General features: G+C 41.1%; 18 protein-coding genes. 7 read left to right on the top strand and 11 right to left on the bottom strand.

The genetic code is table 11. The annotated features are described in order from the left end of the window. Nucleotides 1-105: 105 nt before the first annotated feature. On the bottom strand, nucleotides 106-1,326 hold the full coding sequence (locus AN395_RS12475) for a response regulator (RefSeq protein ID WP_029773860.1): 1,221 nt from the start codon (nucleotides 1,324-1,326) through the stop codon (nucleotides 106-108). 337 nt (nucleotides 1,327-1,663) lie between these two features. Here AN395_RS12475 and AN395_RS12470 point away from each other — a divergent pair, with 337 nt between their 5' ends. Continuing rightward, nucleotides 1,664-3,181 carry a S10 family peptidase gene (locus AN395_RS12470; protein ID WP_054983199.1) on the top strand — a complete coding sequence of 506 codons (1,518 nt, stop codon included), beginning with the start codon at nucleotides 1,664-1,666 and terminating at the stop codon, nucleotides 3,179-3,181. Between the two features lie 24 nt (nucleotides 3,182-3,205). Here AN395_RS12470 and AN395_RS12465 read toward each other — a convergent pair whose 3' ends face one another. The 3 genes from AN395_RS12465 to AN395_RS12455 form a co-directional block, all read right to left on the bottom strand. Continuing rightward, a complete protein-coding gene (locus AN395_RS12465) occupies nucleotides 3,206-5,452 on the bottom strand; it encodes an ATP-binding protein (RefSeq protein ID WP_054983198.1) in 2,247 nt (748 codons plus the stop codon). After that, nucleotides 5,439-6,248, bottom strand: a complete 810-nt coding sequence (locus AN395_RS12460; RefSeq protein WP_054983197.1) for a phosphate/phosphite/phosphonate ABC transporter substrate-binding protein — start codon at nucleotides 6,246-6,248, stop codon at nucleotides 5,439-5,441. Before AN395_RS12460 ends, AN395_RS12465 begins: the two co-directional genes overlap by 14 nt. A 165-nt stretch (nucleotides 6,249-6,413) precedes the next feature. Beyond that, entirely contained in the window at nucleotides 6,414-7,934 is a 1,521-nt protein-coding gene (locus tag AN395_RS12455) for a CYTH and CHAD domain-containing protein (RefSeq protein ID WP_024034312.1), read from the bottom strand. A 215-nt stretch (nucleotides 7,935-8,149) separates the two neighbouring features. Here AN395_RS12455 and AN395_RS12450 point away from each other — a divergent pair, with 215 nt between their 5' ends. Then, nucleotides 8,150-8,755 (top strand): TIGR04211 family SH3 domain-containing protein, encoded by a 606-nt coding sequence (locus AN395_RS12450; RefSeq protein ID WP_054983196.1) that lies wholly within the window; start codon nucleotides 8,150-8,152, stop codon nucleotides 8,753-8,755. A gap of 112 nt (nucleotides 8,756-8,867) precedes the next feature. Here the strand turns inward: AN395_RS12450 and AN395_RS12445 are convergent, their stop codons facing one another. Further along, entirely contained in the window at nucleotides 8,868-9,350 is a 483-nt protein-coding gene (locus AN395_RS12445) for a winged helix-turn-helix transcriptional regulator (RefSeq protein WP_004587169.1), read from the bottom strand. A 207-nt stretch (nucleotides 9,351-9,557) separates the two neighbouring features. Between AN395_RS12445 and putA the strand changes: the two genes are divergently transcribed. After that, a complete protein-coding gene (putA, locus tag AN395_RS12440) occupies nucleotides 9,558-13,361 on the top strand; it encodes a bifunctional proline dehydrogenase/L-glutamate gamma-semialdehyde dehydrogenase PutA (RefSeq protein WP_054983195.1) in 3,804 nt (1,267 codons plus the stop codon). 120 nt (nucleotides 13,362-13,481) lie between these two features. Beyond that, on the top strand, nucleotides 13,482-14,675 hold the full coding sequence (locus AN395_RS12435; RefSeq protein ID WP_054983194.1) for an HD-GYP domain-containing protein: 1,194 nt from the start codon (nucleotides 13,482-13,484) through the stop codon (nucleotides 14,673-14,675). Between the two features lie 49 nt (nucleotides 14,676-14,724). Here AN395_RS12435 and AN395_RS12430 read toward each other — a convergent pair whose 3' ends face one another. The 6 genes from AN395_RS12430 to AN395_RS12405 form a co-directional block, all read right to left on the bottom strand. After that, complete coding sequence (locus AN395_RS12430) at nucleotides 14,725-15,801, bottom strand: general secretion pathway protein GspB (protein ID WP_054983193.1); 1,077 nt, start codon at nucleotides 15,799-15,801, stop codon at nucleotides 14,725-14,727. An 11-nt stretch (nucleotides 15,802-15,812) separates the two neighbouring features. Further along, nucleotides 15,813-16,730 carry an ExeA family protein gene (locus AN395_RS12425; protein ID WP_024034318.1) on the bottom strand — a complete coding sequence of 306 codons (918 nt, stop codon included), beginning with the start codon at nucleotides 16,728-16,730 and terminating at the stop codon, nucleotides 15,813-15,815. 175 nt (nucleotides 16,731-16,905) lie between these two features. Beyond that, nucleotides 16,906-17,424 (bottom strand): DUF1566 domain-containing protein, encoded by a 519-nt coding sequence (locus AN395_RS12420; RefSeq protein ID WP_054983192.1) that lies wholly within the window; start codon nucleotides 17,422-17,424, stop codon nucleotides 16,906-16,908. 9 nt (nucleotides 17,425-17,433) lie between these two features. Continuing rightward, nucleotides 17,434-19,089: a DUF1566 domain-containing protein gene (locus AN395_RS12415; RefSeq protein ID WP_054983191.1), complete on the bottom strand. Its 1,656-nt coding sequence runs from the start codon at nucleotides 19,087-19,089 to the stop codon at nucleotides 17,434-17,436. Nucleotides 19,090-19,240: 151 nt separating this feature from the next. Beyond that, nucleotides 19,241-19,573: a hypothetical protein gene (locus AN395_RS12410; RefSeq protein ID WP_054983190.1), complete on the bottom strand. Its 333-nt coding sequence runs from the start codon at nucleotides 19,571-19,573 to the stop codon at nucleotides 19,241-19,243. A gap of 20 nt (nucleotides 19,574-19,593) precedes the next feature. Then, nucleotides 19,594-20,298 carry a DUF2982 domain-containing protein gene (locus AN395_RS12405; RefSeq protein WP_004587177.1) on the bottom strand — a complete coding sequence of 235 codons (705 nt, stop codon included), beginning with the start codon at nucleotides 20,296-20,298 and terminating at the stop codon, nucleotides 19,594-19,596. Nucleotides 20,299-20,544: 246 nt separating this feature from the next. Between AN395_RS12405 and AN395_RS12400 the strand changes: the two genes are divergently transcribed. The 3 genes from AN395_RS12400 (at nucleotide 20,545) to msrA (ending at nucleotide 25,334) form a co-directional block, all read left to right on the top strand. Further along, entirely contained in the window at nucleotides 20,545-21,597 is a 1,053-nt protein-coding gene (locus AN395_RS12400; RefSeq protein WP_054983189.1) for an efflux RND transporter periplasmic adaptor subunit, read from the top strand. A 3-nt stretch (nucleotides 21,598-21,600) separates the two neighbouring features. After that, nucleotides 21,601-24,708, top strand: coding sequence for an efflux RND transporter permease subunit (locus AN395_RS12395; protein ID WP_054983188.1), 3,108 nt, complete (start codon nucleotides 21,601-21,603; stop codon nucleotides 24,706-24,708). An 89-nt stretch (nucleotides 24,709-24,797) separates the two neighbouring features. Beyond that, entirely contained in the window at nucleotides 24,798-25,334 is a 537-nt protein-coding gene (gene msrA / locus AN395_RS12390; RefSeq protein ID WP_054983187.1) for a peptide-methionine (S)-S-oxide reductase MsrA, read from the top strand. Nucleotides 25,335-25,409 lie beyond the last annotated feature (75 nt).

Here is a 25,409-nt window from a genome sequence, read left to right as displayed (position 1 = left end):
AAAAAAAACGCACCATCAAGGTGCGCTTTTTTAACAACTTAGCTACATTGGTGCATCTCCAAAAGTGACGCCCTACTAGCTTGTAATTAGTGTTATTTTTTATATTTACACAACACAGTTTCGGCCATTGTTTTTGGCTTCGTAAAGGGCAGCATCAGCGATGCGCATGGCTTGTGTTAAATCAGTGTTTTGAAAATCAGCAACACCAATACTGATGGTGATAGAAAACGGTTTTTCATCGATTAAAAACTCATGTTTAGCGAGTTTTTTTCTAAAGCCTTCTAAGTACTCTCGCCCACGCGCCGTGTCTATATCATCTAATATAATGGCAAACTCTTCGCCGCCCACCCGCGCAACGGTAAACTTAGAAAACGTAGTTTTAATTAACGTGGCTACCTGCTTTAGTGCCTGATCGCCCGCTTCGTGGCCTAAGGTGTCATTAATATTTTTGAAAAAATCTATATCGAGTAATGCAAGCGTATTTTGCTGTTGTTTTTTTAATAGTTGCTCTGCATATTGGTAAAAATAACGGCGGTTATACATACCCGTTAAATAGTCTCTGTAAGCACTTTCTTTAATATCCGCAATCAGTGACAACTGCTCCATTGTTTGCATAACACGACAATGAAACTCTTCATTCATAAATGGCTTTGTTAAAAAGTCGTTGGCACCGTATTTAATAAACCGAGCCGATAACCCATGTTTACCTGCCCCCGAAAGCCCAATGATGGCCAAATCATCGCGCCCTCTAAAATTACGCACCGCTTTAACCAATTCAAAGCCATCCATTAATGGCATCGCATAATCGGTCATGAGCAATTTTATATTAGGGTTACTTTTTATTATTTCGAGTGCTTGCTGACCGTCTTGCGCATCGGTTACATCAAATAATTGCTTTTCTAGCATTTGCTTCATTAAGGAGCGGCTTAACACCGAATCATCAGCAACCAACGCCTTACAGCCTTGATTTCTCAGAAGCTGAGCCACTAACTTGATAGCGTAATGGTATGAATCGCGATTGTCTTTAATTACGTAATCAATAACACCAAGCTCTAGCATTTGTTGGCGCTTATATTCATCAATTTTTGAGGTAAGTACCACAGTAGGAATGGCGTGTGAAAGTGTAAATTTAGCCACCTCGCCATTAGGTGCATCAGGCAAAGTTAAATCAACTAAAGCCAGCGAGTATTTATGTTTCTCAATATAGTCTTGGCATTCATTTAATGACCATGCGAAATCGACAGCGACATCTAAATATTGAGCCGTTAAGTGGCGTAGCACCTGCTGCACTACTTTACTGTCTTCAACCACTAATACTCTTTGCATAAACTTCTCTTTAATCTTGTTATTTTACGTACTTAAACTTGCACTGAAGCGACAAGCTATGAAAAACATCCAGTAAAGTTCTGTTTATGTAGCCAGTAAGTAGGCTAAGTCCATTAATGTAAGCGCAAGGCTTGTATTTAATTCAAATACAAAGTCGACCAAATATACTTGATTTTTTAGCTAAGCTAAACACGCTAGGATAAATTAACCCTAAATAAACAAACACGCCGTGTATAAGTTTAGACTTAACCAGTATTATCGACCATTAATCTCAATACTTTTGTTATTTGTGTGTTTTTTATTTTAAATAGCATCTAAACAAAAATAAGGAACGACAATGAAGCTTGTCCAATTAACTCGTTACACCTTAGCGCTTGCCATCGTATTACTTAGCAGTACTGCAACAGCAGAAAACCAACGAAAAATAGACATTGATAGCCACGTAGTCACTAAGCATAAAGCTAAAATTAATGGTGAACGCTTTAGCTACACAGTTAAAACAGGCACTCAGCCGGTGTGGAGTGATAATGGCGATGCCATTGCCACATTACAATATACCTATTACACACGAGATAAAGTCGATAACACCGCAGCTCGCCCATTACTAATATCGTTTAATGGCGGTCCTGGCTCTGCATCTGTATGGATGCACTTAGCCTATACTGGCCCACGCGTATTAAAAATTGATGACGAAGGCTACCCCATTCAGCCTTATGGCGTAAAAGATAACCCCTACTCAGTATTAGATGTAGCAGATATTGTTTATGTAAATCCGGTAAATACAGGTTATTCACGCGTAGTAGAAAACGCCAAAGGTGAAATGCTTTCGAAAGAGCAACAAAAAGAGCACTTTTTTGGTGTCAATGCCGACATAAAATACTTAGCTGAATGGCTAAATACCTTTGTTAACCGAAACGAGCGCTGGCGCTCACCTAAGTTTTTAATTGGAGAAAGCTACGGCACTACTCGCGTATCAGGCCTTGCCCATGAACTGCAAAACAGTCAATGGATGTACATCAATGGGGTGGTATTAGTATCGCCGACCGATATTGGTATAAAACGCGACGGTCCTATAAAAGCGGCTAATCGCTTACCTTATTTTGCTGCAACTGCGTGGTATCACAAAGCACTGAATAAAAACTTGCAAGAAAAAGATCTCAATGAACTTTTACCCGAAGTAGAACAGTTCACTATTAATGAGCTTATTCCTGCCCTCGCGAAAGGTGGCTTTATCGATGCCGATAAAAAACGCCAAATAATAAAGAAGATGGCCGAATATGCAGGCCTTTCAGAGCAGTTTGTAGCGCAAAACAACTTAGATATTCCCACTCGATTTTTTTGGAAAGAACTTTTACGTGAGCGTGGACAAACTGTCGGACGTCTAGATTCGCGCTATTTAGGTATTGATAAACGCGATGCTGGCGAATCACCTGATTACTGGGCTGAGCTTACCTCTTGGCTGCACTCATTTACGCCTGCAATTAACTATTACCTGCGTGAAGAGCTCAACTATAAAACGGATGTTAAATACAACTTATTTGGCAATGTTCACCCATGGGATCGTAGTAAAAATAATACCGGCGAAAACTTACGTTTAGCGATGGCGCAAAACCCGTATTTAAACGTCATGATTCAAGCGGGTTACTACGATGGCGCAACAAATTACTTTGATGCTAAATACACGTTATGGCAGCTTGACCCAAGTGGTAAAATGAAAGAAAGGTTAAGCTTTAAAGGGTACCGCAGCGGCCATATGATGTACCTACGACATGAAGATCTTAAGCTTTCAAATAACGATTTACGCGACTTCATTTTAAGCTCCCTACCCGCTAAAGGGCAGGCCGCTAAATATTAATTAAAAGGGCCATTACATGAGGCATTAAGAAGATGCCTCATGTTTATTACAGTACACTTTTAACTGTGTAACCACTTCATTAAACCCTGTTTGTAGTGCAAATAATAACGCTTCATCGACCTTATTTTGAGCGGCTAAGCTTTCTATCTGCTGGCAAATGTCACTTAACTTTAACGCTGCAACCGATTTAGCAGATGACTTTAAACCATGCGCCTGAAAAGATAAATCGGCGTAGTTTAAACTATGTGTATACGCTTCAATTAATTTAACTTGCTCATAAGCGGTTTGTAAAAACGCCTGAAAGACTAAACAATGTACATGCGTATCTTTTCCTAACATCGAAAACAATAAAGGCATATCTAATTGACTGTACATAGAGCTTGCTTGCGCTGTAATTTGCAGCGGCTGTGTATGCGAAGGAACAATGCCTTGAGAGTGCTTCATCAGCAGTGCTTTTAGGCTTTCAAGCTCTATCGGTTTAGTTAAAAAACCGTTCAACCCAGCGCTGTAACAATCTTGTATGTTTTTTTCCATTATATTGGCTGTAACAGCAATAATTATTAGCTCATTGAATTGTGTGTTTTTTCGGATTTTTTTAGCCAACTCAAGGCCATTTAACAACGGCATTTGAATATCGGTAAGTAGCATATCAAAACAATTATCTTGGAGCATTTGCCAGGCCTGTTCGCCATTATTTGCAAACGTTGAATTAACACCAAGCATGGTCAGTTGCTGCTTTAAAACCTGCTGATTAGTCAGTTGATCTTCTGCCACCAGCACATTTAATACTGGGAGTTTACCTATGGCTGAGCCTGCGGGCTCACTGCTGGGATGATTTATCGGTTCATCAGCTTGTATAGTGGTTAAAGCGCTTTCTTTAAAACTATTAAAGCTAATGGTAAAGCACGCGCCTTTATTTATTTGGCTATTTACTTGTAGCTGCCCTTGCATACGCTCTACAAGCTCTTTAGTAATAACTAAACCTATGCCCGTACCATGTGTTTTACTGGTCTCTGCCCCTAGTCTATCAAAGGGTTTAAAAAGCCTTAAAATATCATCTTCTGAAAAACCGCACCCTGTATCTTCAATATCAATATTACAGCGGCTTGAATCAGCAATCTCACAGCGTATATCTATTTTACCTCGCACTTTGTTATATTTTATTGCGTTGGAAAGTAAATTAAGCAGCACCTGTTTAAAACGGCGCTTATCTACATATAAGTAAATACCTTCAAGGGAGTCAATATTGTGAGTATTTATAGTAACAAGCTCAACTCTGGCAAGTTCGCTCACCATTTCAATACTATGCTGTAGCATGTCTTTCACGGGGGCATATTCAAAATTAAACTGCATATTCCCCGACTCAATAGAAGTTAAATCTAGCACGTCGTTTATTAGTAAAAGTAAATGCTCCCCAGCTTGGTAAATACTTTGCGCATTGTCTTTGTGTACCTCGGTTGCTTTACTGTCATATTGATAAAGCTGCGCTAACCCTAAAATCGCATTTAACGGCGTTCTAAGCTCATGGCTCATACTCGCCATAAAGTCAGACTTAGCCTTACTGGCCGACTCGGCTTGAATTCTCAGTGCGTTTACTTTTTGATGATTAGTAGCAACCTCACCGGCCATTTTATTAAATGCATTTATGACGCTGCCAATCTCATTTTTTTGCTGAACGCTAACGTGGCAATCAAAGTTCCCTTTAGCCAGTTTAGAAAAGGCGACTTCGAGCGCCCGTAAAGGGCTGGTAATTCTATAATCGACCAACCAAGCTAAGCCAATAAAAAACACCACAAGTATAAAAAACTGAATATAAATTAATGTGTAATGTAGCTTGGCCGCTTCGTTTATTTCGTCTTCAAAATTAACGACTAACGTTATTTCAGCCAAAGGTTTATCTAAAAAAGTAATATGCTCATTTAACGTAACATTGCCCTGCTGCGCTAACAGCTGCCACTCATCTAAGGGATATAACTGATTACCTGTAGAAGGCTCTACTACCCTAATTGCTTTCCAATTAGGGTTTGTATTAAGTTGCGCGTCTATTTGCTCATACAGCTGTGCGTATTGACGCGTTAATAAAGGGGTTTTTATTGATGTGGATAGTTGCTGTAAAGAGCGCTGCGCTGCGCTAGAAAGGCCATCGTTTACCCACCTAGCTTGCTCTGGCAAAGCGTAAAAAATAAATAAGCATATTAATAAAAAGCCAAATGCCATTACCGCAATAAAGCTTTGAACCCTTAGGCTGCGCCACCAGTTAATTTTCAACATAAAACGAGCGTAAACCCCATTGCGTTAATTGTTTATAATCGTCAATGCTTGCTTTACTTGGGTTAATAATAGGAATACCCGCTAGTAAGTGTTTTTGTTTAGGGTCGCTCCCTATTTCTATAATTGCTTGTTGAACTTGCGTTTGTACCTGATTATTTACTCTAGGGTGAACCACAATGGGGTGGCGGCTAACCTTCCGCGTTTTGTAAATAACTTTTAGCTTTTGCTGCAAATTTTGAGGCTGTTGCTTTAATGTGCCCATCACCCCGCCGCCGGCAGGCGTTGCGTTAAGTGCCACATTTAAATAAACAGATGAGTGCGTTTTTACATACACAGGCTTTATTGTTAAGCCATACAATAGGGCAAGCTCCGCCCGCATTAATAAAGAAGCGCCTAACGCATTAGGCGCAGGAAAAGCAATTTCGGCGCCTTCAAGCTGCTTAACGGATTCAATATTACTGTTTTTATTGACCACTAATACGCCTTGCAAATGGCGCGCAGCATCTTTCACTATAGGTAAATAGCCTTGCTTGTCGTAAGCAATCACACTATGCCATGGGTTCATATAAGCAAAATCGTAATCGCCATCTGCAAAACCTTGCTCAAAAACCGGGATTGATTCCACGGTAACAAGCTGTAGTTGCACGCCTGTTTTTTCGGTTACTTTATTAAGAAAGGGCTGCCATATTGCAGTGAGTTTTTGAGGCTCATATTGCGGAACTACACCAAAAGTAAAGGTTTGAGCATAGACACCCATACTATTGAATAAAAAAAGCAAAACAACACTACACTTCATATTAGTCTTACCGTTGTAGGTTTATGACTATAAGCATAGTTAACGAGTGACTAACGCACCATTTTTATTACGTAGAAATTAAGAGGTTATTTAATTTAGGAGGTTTAAGAAAGTTTCAACAAAAAGATTAAAGCAGGTGCCCATACACACACCTGCTTAAATATATTACTGCCAGTACGGCTCTATATCAAAAGACGCTAAACGGCTTTGCTCCATTGCACTGACTAAGTAATCTGACTTTTGATCTAGCCACTGTTGAATTTTAGCCAATTGCTCGTCTTCTTGCCCGCCACAAAGCTGCTTTAAATATTCCAGCGTGCTGAGCTCGTACATACCATGAGAAATATCTAGCCACGGCAGTCTAAATTCTAAGCGCTCTTCTTTGTCAAACAATGACCCTAAGCAATTACCGCTTAATAAGCTGTTTTCTAGTTGGGTGCGTAAGCTTAAATAATCTTGTGCTGTAAGCGTTTGCTCTTTAGGAAGTAACTTATCTAAATTTTGCCAATCTTTATTAAATAAACGTTTTGCAATTTTAGCTACTGGCTGCTCTGCTGCCTGTAGTTGAGTTTGCCCCCAAAACTTACGCCATTGTTTATCTACCAACCAAGTAGTCAACGACAGCAATAAACGATTGTATCGCGCGCTTTGAAACAAAGCATTAATATCATCAATGCTTGGCTGTAGCTCTTTTAAATCGTTAATAACTTGCGCTAATGCAGGCGCTGCATTTATTTTTTTATAAAATGCATGGCGTTTAGATGTATAAGTTTTTAGCTGAATTGCATTTTCAACCCAAGCTAATTCACTTAACAGCCACTTTAACTCTGTTCTTAATTGCTCAGTACTGTCTTTACTTACAATATCGTCAAACAGCCAAAAATTATGCCTAATTAAGCTAATGCCATCAGTCACACGTTTGAGCGTTTTTAAACTTGGTTTGTCAAAGTAACACTGCTCATGCTTTTGCACAAAACGAATACCAAAGTTCATGGCCTCTATTAGTGCTTGCTCTTGAGTTGCTTGTTTTTTTAATTTTACAAACCCAATAGACTTACTTGGTTTAAGCGGTGTTTCATCGGCTAGTCGGTAGCCTCTAGCTGCTTTTGAATAAAGCCCTAAACGAATACAGTTTTGGCTAACAAGTTTATCTGCCAAAGCAAATAGCTCGTCTCTGTTGCCCTCAACAAGCTCTATTTCTAGTTCGCTAATAATATCAACCTTACCTGATGCAGCTATTTCGCCTTTATCTAGCACGACTTCAATTTTTGCGCCATTTGGGGTTTCTATTAACCAAGTACGACGAATAAAGTTAGTGCTAAAAATAGGATATAAATTATCGCTAATAGCATTTACTTGCATACCATGAGGCCAAATAGCATTATTAAATGCTAATAAATCAGGACGGCTTGATTCAATTGGTAAGTTGTATTCAGGACGTTGGTGTAGCCCACCCACAACTTCGCCAGCAAGCTTTATTGTTTGTTCGCATTTACTGTCGGCACAGCGGGTTCTAAAACCTATATCAAGGGCTCTTAGCTCTCTACTTGGGGTATCGTAATAAGCATTTTGCAAACTACGTGAAGGTTTATTAATAACCGTTTTAGCAAATTGTGTGATTAGCGAGGGGATCAGTGGAACAACGGCATCTGATACCAAAAACTTCAGTTCTATCTCAGTATCCATTAGGGTTGAGGATTACCTTTAAAATAAATAAGTGCTCAAAATAAACAAAGCCACCTCATTTTGCAAATTTTTTAACCTTTTTGGCTGAGCAACGCCCGCACTGGGTTACAATATCAACCTTGCTATTAACGCGTTTAATCCATACTATCTCACTACTTATGTGAAAATCTCAATCACAACCACAACGGACACGGATAGACTAACAAGGTAGATAAATGCTAAAACACTGTTTACTAGGGCTACTTTTAACAGCCACCTCGTTTATAAGCCAAGCACAAGAAGCTCAAACAGCCAATTCATCAGATGCAAATTCAGCTTATATAATCGATAATCTATATACCTTTATGCGCTCTGGCGCAGGTAAAAACTACCGCTTACTTGGCTCTGTAGATGCGGGTACTAAATTAACCGTGCTATCAAAAGAAGAAAACGGCTTTATAAAAATAAAAGACGATAAAGACCGTGAAGGTTGGGTTGAGTCTAAATTTATATCGCAAACACCAGGGCTTCATCAGCAGTATCAAACACTCAGTAGCGAAATGAGCACAGTGCAAAACAAACTACGCCAAGCACAAATTGAGCTACCTCAGTTACAAGAACATAATCAAAGCTTAACTAATCAAAACAAATTGCTTAATCAACAAATTACTGAGCTGCAAACAACACTTGAGCAAGAACGTGCTCAAAAACAAGCTGCCACTGCAAAAGAAAAACGCCAACTACTTACTTATGGTGGCGCTATTGCTTTTATAGGTTTGTTTTTAGGTATTATACTTACCGTTGTACTTTCGCGCCGTAAGCGCTACGAAGGGTGGGCTTAATTAACCTAATCCTTGATTAACTAAGTTTAATAGCCGCTGGCTAATCATTAAAAAAGCACCCTTAGGTGCTTTTTTAATGTGTGTGTAATGTATTGCAATAAGCATTTGGTTTTTAAACATCCAAACGTAAACCAGGATCCTGCTTAATTTTTTCTATTACCATGTAAGTATGGTGAGTACCTACGCCCGGAATATCGACCAAGTCTCCTAGCACCTGTCTATACTCATCCATATCCGAGACCCTAATTTTTAGCAGGTAGTCGTACCCTCCCGCTACCATATCGCACTCTACAACTTGCTCAATTTTAAGTATATGCTCTTTAAATACTTTAAAAACAGCCGTGTTAGATGTCACCAGCGATACTTGCACATGCGCTACTAAGCTCTGATTCAGCTTTTGTTCGCTAAGCTTTGCAAAGTACCCTTCTATATAGCCTTCTTGCTCTAAACGTTTTACACGGTCAAGGCATGGACTAGGACTTAAATTAACCTGTTTTGCTAGGTTAACATTAGAAATTCTGCCGTTCTTTTGAAGAACGTCTAATATTGCTAAATCGATACGATCAAGCAGGCGTAATCTATTTGGACTTGTCATACAGAATTTTATACGGATAAGTTGAAAATATGCCCTGTAAATTATCGTAAATCGTGAAATTTAACCAGCATATTCTGCTGAAATTTAATTAGAATGCACGCATTACATCACTGGTAATTTATTGGTAGCAAAGTTGCTTTAGCTCAACAGCCCAAGCACATAAATTTTGTTCTACTATTTACATATTAACATTCCTAAGGGTTGCTTATGTTATTCAATGGCGATTTGACAACAACCTGTCCTACAAGACAGAAAATTCGTGATTTTTACCGCATTGATGAAAATGCTGTTATTGATCATATTTTACCACTTGCAGAAGTGGGTGTTAAAGCACGAAGCCGTGCATGGGAAAGAGCTCGCCAGATTGTTTTAAACATTCGAAAAGATCAAGACGGTCAAAGCGGTGTAGACGCACTTTTAAATGAATTCTCACTCTCTAGTGAGGAAGGTGTAGTGTTAATGTGTTTGGCCGAAGCCCTACTTCGCGTACCAGACAAAGCCACGCAAGATACGTTAATTCGTGACAAGCTTGCTAAAGGTGATTGGAGTTCTCATTTAGGAAGCAGCGATTCTTTATTTGTTAATGCTTCTTCGTGGGGATTATTAGTAACCGGTAAAATGGTTAACTACACAGATAAAACCAAAGAACAGCAATTTGGTATGCTTAAAAAGACCATAGGTCGTTTAGGCGAGCCTGTGATTCGCAAGTCTGTAAACTTTGCCATGAAAATTATGGGTAAGCAGTTCGTTATGGGTCGCACCATTGACGAAGCCATTGAACGCGCTGCTGAAAAAGAGCAAAAAGGCTACGTTTACTCATACGACATGTTAGGCGAAGGCGCGCGCACAATGAAAGATGCCAAGCGTTACTTCGACAGCTACATGAACGCAATCCATGCAATTGGTAAAGCGGCAAATGGCCGTGGCCCAGTTAAAAGCCCTGGTATTTCAGTTAAACTTTCTGCTATTCATCCACGCTATGAGTTTACGCATAAAGACCGCGTAATGGCCGAAATTGTACCTAAACTGAAAGAGCTCGCGCTTGCTGCTAAAAAATACGACATTGGCTTTACAGTTGATGCTGAAGAAGCTGACCGCTTAGATATTTCTCTAGATGTTATAGAAGCGGTATTTAGCGATGAAGATTTAGGTAACTGGCAAGGTTTTGGTTTAGCCGTACAAGCATACCAAAAGCGCGCTATTTTTGTTATTGAATGGGTAACTGAACTTGCTACTCGTGTAGGCCGTAAAATGATGGTTCGCCTTGTAAAAGGTGCCTACTGGGATACAGAAATTAAAACCACGCAACAAGATGGTTTAGAGCACTACCCAGTATTCACGCGTAAAGCAACTACCGATGTATCTTACAAAGCTTGTGCTATTAGAATGCTAGAAGCACGCGATGTACTGTACCCGCAATTTGCAACACACAACGCTTACACTGCAGCCACTATTTTAGAAGTTGCTAAAGGCGATAACACCGGATTTGAATTCCAGCGTTTACACGGTATGGGCGAATCTTTATTTGACCAAATCGTAAATGAAGAAAAAATTCAATGCCGTGTTTATGCACCCGTTGGCCAGCACGAAGACCTACTTGCCTACTTAGTACGTCGTTTACTAGAAAATGGCGCTAACTCATCGTTTGTAAACGCCATTGTAGATACCACTAAACCAGTTGAGTCGCTATTACCTGATCCAGTAGAAACACTGCAAGGTTTACGTAATAAGTACAATACGCAAATTAAAATGCCAATCGATTTATACGGCAACGAACGTGCTAACTCTAAAGGCATGGACTTAACCGATATTAATGTAATTACGCCATTCAAAGAAAACCTTGAAAGCTGGTTTAACGAGCATTTAATTGATCAAAGCCAAGTACCTGAAGGCGCATTAGCGGTTAAAAACCCAGCTAATCACAACGAAATCATCGGCCACGTTAAACTGCAATCTGGCGATGAGATGAAAGACATTTTGGCCAATGCAGAAGCGGCGTTTGAGTCATGGTCGCAAACATCTGTAAAAGAGCGTGCTAATTTATTACGCCGCGTGGCAGATATTCTAGAGCGTCACCACGATGAGCTCGTCGCTATATGTATTAAAGAAGCCGGTAAAATTACGCAAGATGGTATTGACGAAGTACGTGAAGCCGTTGATTTTTGTCGTTATTACGCGGCACGTGCAGAAGAACTTGCAAGCGATGAGCGCTTTGAAGCACGCGGTGTAATTTTATGTATTAGCCCGTGGAACTTCCCGCTTGCTATTTTCTTAGGTCAGGTGGCCGCTGCGATAGTGACTGGTAATACTGTTATTGCAAAACCTGCAGAGCAAACAAGCTTAATCGCACTTCGCGCTATTGAGTTAATGCTTTCGGTTGGCTTACCAGAGCATGTAGTACAGCCGGTAATTGCCCGTGGTTCTGAGGTAGGTAAAACAATTGTACCTGATGAGCGCATTCAGGCAGTTATGTTTACCGGTTCTACAGAAACAGGCACACTGATTTCACAAACACTGGCTGCGCGTAACGATATTCAAGTACCGTTAATTGCAGAAACCGGTGGCCAAAACTGTATGATTGTGGATTCAACAGCGCTGCCAGAGCAAGTTGTTGATGATGTAATAAGCTCAGGTTTCCAAAGTGCAGGCCAGCGTTGTTCAGCACTGCGTGTATTATTTATACAAGAAGATGTAGCCGATGGCATTATTGAAATGCTTAAAGGCGCACTCGCCGAGCTGCATATTGGCGACCCGTCATTACTTTCTACCGATGTAGGCCCAGTAATTGATGAAAAAGCCCTTAAAACGCTAAATGATCATGTTGAATACTTAAAAGGTAATGCAACACTTCATTACGAGTGTAAGATCCCTGATAACACCGAAAATGGCGCCTACTTTTTTGCCCCTCGTTTATACGAAATCGAAGATTTATCAGTACTTAAACGTGAAGTATTTGGTCCATGTGTGCACATTGTTCGCTTTAAAGCGAATGATATCGACAACGTGATTGACCAAATTAACAACACAGGTTACGGCTTAACAATGGGTGTTCACTCACGTATTGAAGAGCGTTGTGAGTACCTAGCTAAAATGTCGCGTGCGGGTAACGTATATGTAAACCGCAACATGATTGGTGCCATTGTAGGTGTGCAACCATTTGGTGGCCGTGGTTTATCTGGTACTGGCCCTAAAGCCGGTGGCCCTAACTACCTGCAGCGTTTAGTAAAAGAGAAAGCATCACCTGATAACGTGCAAATGACTAACCTAACGCCAGATGAGCTTGATTTACACCATTACAGCGGTGCAAACGAGCAAGTTGAAAAGCTGATGGCTAACTCAATGCGCGATGAGAAAATTTGGCGTGCAACACCGTTAAATGACCGTGTATCGGCTGTTCGTCAGTTGCTTGCTAAAGTAGCAACGGTCGAAATTATTGATGACCTAGCGGACGATTTGGCATTAACGCTTTCAGAAGCGCGTGCACAACTTAACCGTTTAGAAAAACATATGCGTAAGTTTACTACTTTGCCTGGGCCTACTGGTGAATCAAACACCTTGCACCTTGAAGCACGTGGTTGTGTAGTATGTTATGCAGATAAAAGCACGTCATTTAACTTTTGGGCGCTTTCAATCATTACAGCACTTGCTGCAGGTAATACAGTAATTACGGTAGCATCAGAGCTATTTTACGACGAAGCGGTAGCCTTTAAAGATAAGTTTATTGCCACAGGCGTTGCTGAGGGCGTGTTCCAGGTTGCAAAACCTAATCAGCTACAAGCTATTTTGGCTCACCCTCACTTAGCGGGTGCGGTGGTTGCTGCACGTTCGTCTCGTTTAGGTTACTTCAGCCAACAACTTGCACAGCGTAAAGGCGCTATTTTACCAGTAATTACTTCAGAGTATTACGATACGTTAATTAAGCGCTTAATTACTGAAAAAACGATCAGTATAGATACTACCGCATCTGGTGGTAATACTTCACTGATGACCCTAGTAGAAGATGACGAATAGCCCATCCAATACTAATTAACTAAAAATGTAAAAAAAGGCACTTAAAAAGTGCCTTTTTTTTTATATTGAAACGTATAATGATGCTAATTTAAACAAAGACCCATTACAGAAGCAAAAAAATTGAAAGTCATCTCTATTTCGCAATTACAGCCTGGCATGTTTGTTCAAAGTGTTACAAAACAAACTGGGCGCATTAAAATTAAAAACCAAGGCTGGGTTAAAACTCAGACGAGTATCGATAAGCTCAAAAAAGCGGGCATTTTAGAAATAGAGATAGATCCAGATAAAACATTAACTACACCCGAGCCCGACACCCAAGCCCCAGCGCCTAAGGCTGAGATTAAAAAACGCGACCCTTGGCTTAAAGTTCATAGTAGCGAACAAGAAATGGGCAAAGCTAAAAAGCTCTACGACGAAGCTAAAACACTTCAACAAAAGGCCTTTGGCGATATAAAAGCGGGTAGAGATATAGACATAGCGCCTTTTAAAGAGCTTGCCAGTGGCTTTATGGACTCTATTTTTAGAAACCAAGATGCCCTAGCCTGCTTAACCCAAATGCGTCAAAAAGATGCTTACTTATTAGAGCACTCTATCAACGTTTCTATTTTAATGGGTATTTTTGCAAAGCACTTAGGCATAGAACGCGACATTATTGTAGAGCTCACTACAGGTGCTTTGTTGCATGACATAGGAAAAATTAAAATTCCTGACAAAGTGCTCAATAAACCGGGCCGCTTTAGTGATGACGAATTTAAAATTATGCAAAACCATGCTCTGTATTCTAAGCAAATTTTGGAAGAAGCAGGATTAACGGGGATTGCTGTAGATATTGCCGGCCTACACCATGAGCGGTTAGACGGAAAAGGCTATCCGTTTGCCAAAAAAGGCGATGAGATAAGCCAATACGTACGTATGGCGTCAATTGTAGATGTATATGATGCACTTACGGCAGAGCGGGTATATAAAGCAGGTATGGAGCCTATAAAAGCGTTTAAAATTTTAAAAGATGGTTGCCCTGATAGCTTTGATGGTGAGCTACTTACTAAGTTTATCCAATGTATTGGCATTCACCCAGTAGGCACCTTGGTGCGCTTATCTAGCCAAAAAGTAGGCTTGGTTACACAGAGTAACCCTGAAACACCTTTAAAGCCGGTGGTTAAAACATTTTATAGTGCTAAACACGGTCGCTACACGGAAATGCAAGATATAAACTTGGCAAATAAAAAAACAGCTGACAAGCTCGAATCAACTGTTAAGCCGACCGACTACAACATTGATTTAGAGCGCTTTTACAAAAACGCTATTTTACCCTGAGTTAAAAAGTAAAGCCGCAGTTTTGCGGCCTTACTTTATTAGCTGCGCTTTATTGCGGCCAATCCTGCAAAGCTTTAATACTGAATTCATAACCATCAAAATCAAGTACACTTTGCTCTGGGGTAATTTCGCGCACTGTTAGTGCCCCAATGCTCTCCCCTTCGTGTAGCTCTCTCCCATTAAGCTTTATCCAGCGTTTATCTGCACTTGAAGAGTATATATGTGCTTGGTATTTAATGCTTGGCAGCATGGCTTGTAAGCCATCTGGTAATAGCTCAACCGGTTTAACTCGAGATGAACTGCGAGAGGCCTGCGTTACTTCATAATCTTGTTCTTGCTGCGAGTCTTTTATCGCTTGTGCAAAGGCATCTTTTAATTTACTCGGTACAGCATCAAGCTCCGGACTACTTTGCGGCGCTTGCGTGTGGGGCGTATTTTCACCATTCAGTGGTTTTCCAAGCACTTTGTACTTGCTCATATCTAAACCTGCTGAGCTTGTATTTTGTGCTTGCGGCTGCATAAATTGCGTGTTTTGGCCGTGTGCATTATAAGCAAGTGGATTATAGCTTTGCGTATTAGGTAGCTGTGCATTGTAAGTTTGCTGATTAAACGCATTTTGATTATACCCGTTAGCATTTATAGGGGTTTGCACATTGTAACCTGGTTGCTGCTGCGCCGGATTATCATTAATAGGGATATACTGCCCTTGTGGGGTAAGCAACATTTTTTGTACCCCGGTAGGTGTTTGTACATACACCAACTGCCCTTCAATCGTTGCTTTATTACTATTTTTTTCAGCCTCTGAAGACGGTGATGTTACAGGCTTTTCGGCTTTATTTTGCGCTGTAGTTGGCTCATCTGTTACTGCTTGTTTTTTGCTATCAGTGCTAACAACGTCAACCGGCTGGCTTGTTTTTAATAGTGCGCTGCTTTGAAACCACTTACCCGCTGTAAAGCCACCCGCTATTGCAATAAATGCTGCAATTGCGCCGCCAAGTAGCCACACCATTTTTTTATAGCGCGTAAGTGCTTGCTGCTGCTTTAACTGCGCTGACTGCAAATCATATTGCTCGGCGCTCATATCTGCTTGTTGAGATTGCTTTAATGCATCTAATAAATAAGACATAAATTACCTAACTATATAATAAACGACATGCCAACACCTACTGCAAACAGAGCAGCAAATGCTAAGTAATAATAAACACGGCCAGTGGATTTAGGCGCATTATTCTGCGCAGCCACAAAGTCCATAGGCAGTGATTCTTGGGCTGATTGTTTTATAATATCACTATCAACAATAAGCTGCTGCTTAGAAAAAGCCCCGACTAACGCGCGCTCACAGACTAAATTCATTAAGCGTGGAATACCGCCAGTTAACTGATGTACAGCTTGCATCGCATCGAGCGAAAACACGCCTTTATCACACCCGGCAATATGTAAACGATGCTTTATATACGCAACTGTTTGCCCTTGGGTGAGCGGTAATAAGTGATACCGTGCTGTAATTCGCTGCGCTAACTGCCTAAGCTCAGTACGTTTTAATAATGCCTGAAGCTCTGGTTGACCCACTAAGACTATTTGTAGCAGTTTTTTATGATCAGTTTCTATGTTAGTTAATAGTCGTAATTGCTCAAGCACATCGGGGGCAAGGAGCTGCGCTTCATCAATAATTAAAATTGTGTGCCCGCCCGCTTTGTTATTAGCCTCTAGGTGCTGCTTAATAATGTCGGTTAAACTTTTAAGGGTGGCATTTTGGGCATCGTAAGTAATGTTTAGCTCATCACAAATACTGGCCAAAAGCTCAAGCTCCGACAGCGCCGGATTATGGATCATTGCAACTTGAGTGTTCTCTGGCAGTTGCTCTAACATACTGCGGGTAATGGTGGTTTTGCCTGTTCCCACTTCGCCGGTTAGTAATACAAACCCGCCATCTTCGCCTAAACCATAGGTTAAATGGGCAAGTGCCTCTTTGTGGCGTTCGCTTAAAAATAAATAATGGGGGTTGGGCGAGATCGAAAATGGCTTTTCGCTCAAGCCAAAGTAGCTTAAATACACCGCAATGTTCCTTCGTCATTAAAACTCGGCCTATAATGGCAAAAAAAACGACAAAGTAACAACGTTGTATGCGCTTTATTATTGAAATAACGTAAATTTATGTAAAACAAAAAAGCGCCGCTAAATTTAGCGGCGCTTTTGTATTAAAGCTAAGTGCTTAGCTATTTTATTTTACTTAGTTTTCGTAACGCACCAAACGTAAATACACGTCACTGGTTTTAGCATGTAAGCTATTAAGCCCGCTATCAAACTGGTAAACCCATGCTGAGCTCATCGTGCTTACCCCTGAGGTATTACTCCAGTAGTTTTGCAATTTAGTGCCTAAAAACACCTCTTCGTTAATACTTGGCTCGGTGCAGCTGTGCTCTAAAATACTGGCAAGCTCTTTAATATTAGGAACCTGCCAATCGTCGTAATCGGCAGTGGTGTCGTTTTCTGCACCTCTGAGTGCTTCTTGCCAATTAAGTGACGGAGAAGAGCCTGTACATGTTTCAGTGTCGCTATCGTAAACTTGTCCGTAGCTACAACGTTGCCACATTAGGCCTGTTTCTGTATCTAACACTGTGCCATCGTCATTAAGAGTGAAGCGAGTGGTTGGTGTTGTTGTATCCGCCCCGTCGTAACACGTTTGCGCTGCGGCTAGTTGAAAGCTTGCGCTAAATACAGCCATTGAAAATAGTAAGCATGTTTTCATGATTTTCTCCTATCGGCTTCTGACTAAACGTACATACGCGTATTTTTCTTTCGGGTAGGCTAAGTCATTCCCGTTGCTCATATCGATAATGTACGCTTGCGATAAGCTGGTACCATCGGCTGCAGTTTGTGATGTCCAGTACGGTAAATTCACATCATCTATAGCGCCTGCTTCTGGCATATTTGGAAAAAACGCTTCATCAATTAATACGTTTTCGCCCTGCTTGCCATAATCTATTAAGCTCAACAGCTCAGTGTAAGTTGGTAAGCGCCAATTGGTACCGCCGCAAAAATCTAAGTCGTTCACTTCATTTATATAGGTTTGCACACCACAGCTTGTATCATCTGGACAGGTGGTATTAGCAGTACTGGTATCGGTAAAGGTTGTCGTGCCTAAATCCCAAAAGTAATGATTTTGGCCATCGCGTAAGGTGGTATTAGGTAATGTACCTGACTCTACACTTTTCACTTCCCATACAAGCCCCGTTACGTTGTCGCGTATACAAGTAAAGTCGTCACTATCATCCGCTACTTCATCAGCAAACTGATTTAGCTTAGTGTAGTCAAACGCAAGGTTACCTTGGCCTGCTTTATCGAGTTGGTTGGCAAAGCTGTCTCGGCCAAGCTCTGCATCTTGACCCGGAAAGTCACTACTTTGGCAATTGATACGCTGGGTATTGTTATAACACTCGCCTAGGCCACTGTCGTTAATTAACCCTAATGCTTTTGGTGATACATCAATAAATACGGTATCGGTGTCAGTGCGCCCTTTATAATCAGTAACAGTGACTTCAAAGCTCAATGTGGTATCTAAATCAACGTCGGAGGCAAAAAATGTCGTGGTACATTGGCTAGTATTTGCCAGCGTTTCGGCATTGCCTGTTAATTGTTGCCAGCTACATGAAAACGTATCTGTTAGGGTGTCACTTTCACTTGCATCTAAGGTCACTTCCTCAAATTCTTCAACGTTTTGGCCATCTCCGGCATTGGCCACAACCAGCTCGTCTGTTTTATTTAATGTCATACTGTATTCAGTACTTGCCTCGCCGCCCTCGTCGTCGGTAACGCTTAATTGCCATATTAAATTAGTATTTGATTCAAGCAGCGGGTGGCTAAAACTTACCGTAGAGTTGTCAAAGTCGGTTACATCTAAATCTGGGCCTGAAATTAATTGCCACTGATAGCTATTAATTTGGCCATTTTCGTCAGGGTCGCTCGACTCTTCAGCACTTAACGTTACGGTGTCGTTATAGGTTGAAGGCAGTGTTTCTGGGGCTGTTTGACTAACAACAGCAAGCGGTAATTGATTACTTGAGGTAATAAATATGCTCACGTTGTCACTAACTAAGCTGCCGTTATCTGTTTGATAGCTTACAGATAGTACAAGTTCACTATCGGCTTTAACATCGGGCGCAGTAATTGTTTGCTCTGCACCTTCAAGCGGGAAGCCGTCCACAGATGGGCCGCTAACGCGCTGCCAAGTAAAGGTACCGTCATCTGGTGAGCCTTGTGCGGTGATTGTAAACTCTGTTTTTTCTACAACTTGTAGATCGATTCCGGCATTAACCGAGGTTTCAACAGCAGAGTCTTCACTACCGCCACCTCCACCGCCACAGGCAGCCAATAAAAAACAAGATATAAGGGGAGTAAAAGCAAACGCTTTCATAAAACGCACCTATAATGTCAAATAATTACTATAGTGTAATCACTAGCAATAAAGGTGCCATTTAGAGTTATTCCAATTCGCTTAATTAAGTGCTCCATTTTGAGGCTGGAAAACGTGTCGCAAAATGATTAAGCATTATTGTGGATTGGTATTACATATACGTATCTTGATGAATACGCACAAACAGCTTAGTGCCTATTTTTGAGTAATCTACTTTGTATTCACGCCCATCAAGCGCCTGAATAAACAACAGCTGTTTTTCTTCACCAAAAATATCAGCGCTACTTACATTAACAATTTCAAGGTAACGCTCTTTGGCATCACGCCGGTTTTTAGGTAGCTCCTCTTTAAATGGCTCCAAACCATTTTGAGTTACCTTTATACGTGGGTGCTGCTCTGCATTTACAATGACTAGATCAAGCTTTTTATCTTTATGGATGATGGTATTGCGACCACTCTTTATAAAAGATCTTTCTTGGCTCATTATTTTTCCTACTATCGCATTTAGTGTCCAACTTGCGATGCTATAAACCGTTCAGGTGCGCGTTTCCATTTATTTAAATCGGCACTGAACGACCAAATGTCTGTCTCTAATACACTTGCGGGTAACAGTAAATTATATCCCGTTAACAACTCAAGGTGCTTGGCTCTGTTAGCAAACATAGCTATAAGTCCAGTATAGCTAAATCCTTTAGGTGAGGTGTATTGTGTCTCTTCTATTAACCATTCTGATGGGCAATTGCCATTTTTGCAATGTTTTTGAACAGCTTGCATAAATAAATTACGCTGCTCTATCAGTAGTTTTCCGGCAATGCGTGGGTGTATAGCGCTTAAAAATTCGTCCATATCATTGAGTTTTAAACCTACTGCGTTTAATTCAAGGTGTTCAAGGCCGTCAGCCACCTTAGGAATACCGCTGTGGTGTAAGTTACTAACATGTAACTGCCACTGGCCATACTTATGCTGATACACAAGTAAGGACTCACTAAGCACTAAACTGTAATAAGGTTCCTGTGTTTTTAAAAAACCAATAAAAATAGCAGCTATGCACATGCTTACTAAAAAAATTTCTATTAAGCTAATTTCACCCGGGCGCAGTAAATTAAACAGCATAATAAATACTAAACCTACGCTGCCTACAGTAAGTACTTCAATGCCATTGCGCGCCCCTTGCGCCCTGTATTTTATTATTGAACTTGGCTTACCCATATTGGTAAAAAACCATATAAAATAAAAACATAACAATACCCCAAAGTATTATTTTTCTCATTGTTAAACAGGTTTTACACTGCGGTGGTTGCTTCATCGTTTTATCATAATTTTAGTGTTAAATAGGAACAAGTAATTAGTCTCATAAATTTTTACGCCTAACGCACAAATTTATGAGACACATAACCGCCTTTTCACGGTCTTATTTCGTACAATACTTACAATTTATTTTCAGGTATGAAAACGATGTATTCAAAACAGTCAGGTAAAGCTCTTTTTCCATTTTTAATTACGCTTCTTGTTATTTTAAGTGTGTACTTATATTTGCCATCTAGCCATGGCGAACAATCTAATTCAAGTGATACACCCACACAGGTAATGGCTCATACGGTATCGTCTCAAGAAAACACCGTTATGATTGAAGCCATAGGCAGTGCACGCGCAAACCAAGCAATTTATATAAAAAGCGCACAAAGCGATTATGTTACACACATATATTTTGAAGATGGCGACTTAGTAAGTAAAGGCCAACGCCTTGTGCAGCTGCAAAATCAGCAAGAACAATACGCTGTAAAAGAGCTAGGCATTAACTTAAAAGAAGAAAAACGTCAGTTAAGCCGCCTTACTGAGCTTTCTCGTACGCAATCTACCGCTAAATCATTATTAGAAGAGCAGCTTTCTCGCGTAGATGCCACGCAAGCCCAACTAGAAAGTGCTAAAACCAAACTTGATGAAATGCTAATTACCGCGCCGTTTTCTGGCTTATTAGGCAAACGAGAAGTGTCGGTTGGTGCTTATGTAAGTAGCGATACAATTATTACAACACTTGATGATATTAGTATTATAAAAGTTGACTTTAAAGTCCCTGAAAAATATTTATCTCAACTTAACCTAGGCATGAAAGTACATACTCAAAACGATGCCTACCCGGGGCGCACCTTTACCGGCAAAGTGACCCATATTAGTTCTCGTATCGACTCGATTACTCGCAGTGTAGAAGTAACCGCAAGCTTTGCTAATAAATCCGGGTTATTACGCCCTGGGATGCTTTTAAACACCGCTCTGGAGCTTAGTAGTAATCAGGCGCTTATGGTGCCAGAAAAAGCCGTGATCCCACTGCAAGATAAACATTTTGTATACCAAGTAAAAGAGGGTATTGCCAACAAGGTAGAAGTGCATGTTGCTGGCAGAAATAACGGCTGGGTAGCGATTGATGAAGGCCTTAGCGATGGCGAGCAAGTGATTACCGAAGGCATTATTAAAATTCGCCCTGGTAGCAAAGTAAGTGTTGAGGGTTAATCGGTGAAAATTACAGATACGAGTGTTAAACGCCCTGTTTTTGCCATAGTAATTAACTTACTACTGCTAACATTTGGCTTGGTGGCTTTTTCGATGCTACCACTTAGAGAATACCCAGATATTGAAACCCCTATTGTCAGTATTAGTACTGACTACACTGGTGCTTCGGCAGAAATAGTCGAGACAAAAATAACGCAAATATTAGAAAACCGGATATCGGGTATTGAAGGCATTAAAAGTATTAATTCTTCAAGCAGAAATGGGCGCTCTAATATCGTTATTGAGTTTGATATAAGCCGTGATATTGACGCAGCCTCAAACGATGTACGAGAGCGAGTTGCCCGCGCACTAGATAACCTACCAGAGCAAGTACGCCCACCAGAGGTATCTAAGTCAAACAGCGACGAGAGCCCTATAGCCTGGTTTGTACTTAACAGTGAAACCATGAACTCGCTGCAATTGAGCGATTATGCACAGCGCTTTATTGTCGACCGATTAGCCGTTGTAGATGGCGTTTCAAATGTACGTATTGGTGGTGAGCGCCAATACGCCATGAAAATTTGGCTAAACCGCCAAGCCATGGCCGCTCGTGGGATCACTTCAAGTGATATCGAAAACACCCTACGCAGCGAAAACGTAGAGCTTCCAGCAGGTGAAATTGAATCTATCGACCGCGACTTTACCGTACGTACAGCGCGTAGCTATAAAGACCAACGTGATTTTCAAAACTTAGTTATTAAACGCGGTGAAGACGGCTACCTTGTACGTTTAGGTGAAGTTGCCGATGTACATTTAGAAGCCGCAGACGATGAAAGCCTGTTCCGTGGTAACGGCCGTAACATGATTGGCCTTGGCATAGTCAAGCAAGCTAAAGCAAACACCTTAACAGTGGTAGACAACGCCCGCAGTGAACTTGAAAAAATAAAACGTAATTTGCCAGAGGGCACCACTATTCAAGACAGCTACGACTCGTCTATTTTTATTAAAGAGTCAATCAACGAAGTATATAGCACGCTTGCCATTTCTATGGGATTAGTAGTGTTAATAATATTTATCTTTTTAGGTAATATTCGCGCTACGCTTATCCCCGCCGTTACGGTGCCTGTAGCACTTGTTGGCAGCTTTATGTTTTTACTTGCCATGGGTTATTCAATCAACTTATTAACCTTACTTGCGCTGGTATTAGCAATTGGCCTGGTCGTAGATGACGCCATTGTAATGCTTGAAAATATTCACCGTCGGATTGAGCTTGGCGAACCACCTTTATTAGCGGCCTTTAGAGGCGCCCGCGAAGTAGGCTTTGCAATTATTGCGACAACACTTGTGCTTATTTCGGTGTTTGTGCCTTTAGTATTTATGGATGGGCGAATTGGCGCTTTGTTTACAGAGTTTGCAATGGCTGTAAGTGCCGCGGTGTTTTTCTCTAGTATTACTGCCCTTACGCTCTCGCCGGCGCTGTGCTCTAAAGTTTTAAAAGCGTCAGAAAAAGAAAGTAAATTTAGCCAATGGATGGACCGTGTTTTTAGCAAAGTTGAAAACAGTTACCGCCAATCGCTTACCTCAAATATGACCAAAAAATGGGGCTTAATGATAAGCCTAGTACTTGCTGGTTTTGTTAGCTACTCGTTGTTTTTGCAAGTGCCCTCTGAGCTTACGCCAAAAGAAGACCGCGGTACCTTTTTTATTATGATGAGCGGCCCTGAAGGCGCAAGTTATGAAAATAACGCAGCCAACATGGCCAAAATAGAAGAGCGCCTGCTTCCTTACTCAGAAGCTGGCGAATTAAGCCGTGTTTTAGTACGCGTACCGGGCTGGGGCGGCAGTGGTGGTGTTGCTATCGTTGGCATGGCCGATTGGGATAAGCGCAAGCGCTCTACCTGGGAAGTTATGGACGAAATAAGCGCCAAAATGACCGAAGTAACAGATGTACGTGCCTTTGCTATTATGCGCCGTGGTATTGACGGTGGCGGCTCCTCTCGCCCCATAGAGTTTGTACTACAAGGTAACGATTACGAGCAACTTGCTGATTGGCGCGACCGCATTATAGAGCGCGCAGAAAAAAATCCAGGCTTGGTAAGAATCGATCACGACTATAAAGAAACCTTTCCACAATTTTTAGTCAGCATAGATAAAAACAAAGCCGCCGATTTAGGTGTGTCGGTATCCGATGTAGGTACCACGCTTGAAACCATGCTAGGACAGCGCCGTGTTACCACCTTTATTGACCGTGGTGAAGAATACGATGTAATTTTAAAAGGCACTAAACAAGACTTTACAAACCCTACTGATATTTCAAATATTTACCTTAAATCACGCAGTGGTGAGCTGGTCCCACTAGATAGCCTTATAAGCTTAAAAGAAGAGGCCACAGCATCGCGCTTAAACCGTTATAACCGAATGCGCGCCATCACACTAAGCGCTAATCTTGCGGACGGTTATACACTTGAACAAGCACTTAACTTTTTAAACAAAGTAGCTGCAGAAGAAAACGACATTGACGGCGCTGTAGATTATAAAGGTGAATCACAATTATATTACGAAGGCGCATCGGCCATGACCTATGTATTTGTGCTTGCCCTAACTGTGACCTTTTTAGTTTTAGCTGCACAATTTGAAAGCTTTATGCACCCGTTTGTCATTATGCTAACAGTACCACTTGGCCTAATGGGCGCCATGTTTGGCCTATGGGCAACCGGCTTAACGCTTAATATTTATAGCCAAATTGGTATTGTAATGCTGATAGGTTTAAGCGCTAAAAATGGTATTTTAATAGTCGAATTTACCAACCAACTGCGCGATAAAGGCGTAGAATTTAGCGAGGCTATTTTGCAAGCGGCCACTCAGCGCCTGCGCCCAATAATAATGACCTCTCTGACTACGGTAATGAGCGCAGTGCCTTTAGTATTGGCATCAGGCCCAGGCGCAGAGAGCCGCATGGTAATTGGTGTGGTGGTATTTACAGGGGTTATTGTAGCAACATTGCTAACGCTTTATGTTGTGCCTGCGGCGTATTATGCCCTAGCCCGCAACACACAGTCGCCAGAATTTTTACAGCAAAAATTAAATAAGCAAGCCGACTCTCACCCGCTCAAAGACAGCGAAGAAATTTAACTGAGCTTACACTGCGCCGTAACTTGCTGTTACGGCGTATTCAATTTATGCTCGCCTTAATACTGTAACATACATAATTAGGACAACTTATGAGCACATCAACACAACTAGCAACATTTGGTGGAGGCTGTTTTTGGTGTATAGACGCTGCATTCAGACGAGTAAAAGGTGTACTAAACGTAAGCTCAGGTTACACCGGCGGTAATACCGACAACCCCACGTATAAATCGGTCTGCTCTGGTACAACAGGCCATGCTGAGGTTGTGCAACTGGAATTTGACAGCGCTGTAGTAAGCTTTGAAACACTGCTTAGCATGTTTTTTACGTTACACGATGCCACGCAATTAAATCGCCAAGGTAACGATATTGGCACACAGTATAGAAGTGTTGTTTATTACCACAACGATGCGCAATTAAATAAAACCAATGAGATGATAGCCCAGTTACAAAACCATATTAGCGAGCCAATAGTGACAGAGGTTAGCCCTGCTACCACATATTACCCAGCGGAGCATTATCATCAAGATTACTACAACGAAAACCCACAGCAGGGTTACTGTAGTATTTTAATAGCACCTAAATTACACAAGTTTGAAACTGTATTTAAAGAGTTTTTAGCTGACTAGCTAATTTTCGTTGTTAAAATAATTCTAATACCAATCCGCATAATTAAGTGATCTATTTTGAGGATGGATAAACGT

The organism is Pseudoalteromonas sp. P1-30, assembly GCF_001400005.1.
Lineage (GTDB): Bacteria > Pseudomonadota > Gammaproteobacteria > Enterobacterales > Alteromonadaceae > Pseudoalteromonas > Pseudoalteromonas atlantica.
Note: the sequence above shows the minus strand (reverse complement) of the source record. Positions and strands in the feature narration are given on the sequence as shown.

What these genes read in the sequence shown, in the direction of transcription:
- AN395_RS12475 (WP_029773860.1), bottom strand. Translation starts at nt 1,326, where the DNA reads ATGCAAAGAGTATTAGTGGTTGAAGACAGTAAAGTAGTGCAGCAGGTG.
- AN395_RS12470 (WP_054983199.1), top strand. Translation starts at nt 1,664, where the DNA reads ATGAAGCTTGTCCAATTAACTCGTTACACCTTAGCGCTTGCCATCGTA.
- AN395_RS12465 (WP_054983198.1), bottom strand. Translation starts at nt 5,452, where the DNA reads ATGTTGAAAATTAACTGGTGGCGCAGCCTAAGGGTTCAAAGCTTTATT.
- AN395_RS12460 (WP_054983197.1), bottom strand. Translation starts at nt 6,248, where the DNA reads ATGAAGTGTAGTGTTGTTTTGCTTTTTTTATTCAATAGTATGGGTGTC.
- AN395_RS12455 (WP_024034312.1), bottom strand. Translation starts at nt 7,934, where the DNA reads ATGGATACTGAGATAGAACTGAAGTTTTTGGTATCAGATGCCGTTGTT.
- AN395_RS12450 (WP_054983196.1), top strand. Translation starts at nt 8,150, where the DNA reads ATGCTAAAACACTGTTTACTAGGGCTACTTTTAACAGCCACCTCGTTT.
- AN395_RS12445 (WP_004587169.1), bottom strand. Translation starts at nt 9,350, where the DNA reads ATGACAAGTCCAAATAGATTACGCCTGCTTGATCGTATCGATTTAGCA.
- putA (WP_054983195.1), top strand. Translation starts at nt 9,558, where the DNA reads ATGTTATTCAATGGCGATTTGACAACAACCTGTCCTACAAGACAGAAA.
- AN395_RS12430 (WP_054983193.1), bottom strand. Translation starts at nt 15,801, where the DNA reads ATGTCTTATTTATTAGATGCATTAAAGCAATCTCAACAAGCAGATATG.
- AN395_RS12420 (WP_054983192.1), bottom strand. Translation starts at nt 17,424, where the DNA reads ATGAAAACATGCTTACTATTTTCAATGGCTGTATTTAGCGCAAGCTTT.
- AN395_RS12415 (WP_054983191.1), bottom strand. Translation starts at nt 19,089, where the DNA reads ATGAAAGCGTTTGCTTTTACTCCCCTTATATCTTGTTTTTTATTGGCT.
- AN395_RS12410 (WP_054983190.1), bottom strand. Translation starts at nt 19,573, where the DNA reads ATGAGCCAAGAAAGATCTTTTATAAAGAGTGGTCGCAATACCATCATC.
- AN395_RS12405 (WP_004587177.1), bottom strand. Translation starts at nt 20,298, where the DNA reads ATGGGTAAGCCAAGTTCAATAATAAAATACAGGGCGCAAGGGGCGCGC.
- AN395_RS12400 (WP_054983189.1), top strand. Translation starts at nt 20,545, where the DNA reads ATGTATTCAAAACAGTCAGGTAAAGCTCTTTTTCCATTTTTAATTACG.
- msrA (WP_054983187.1), top strand. Translation starts at nt 24,798, where the DNA reads ATGAGCACATCAACACAACTAGCAACATTTGGTGGAGGCTGTTTTTGG.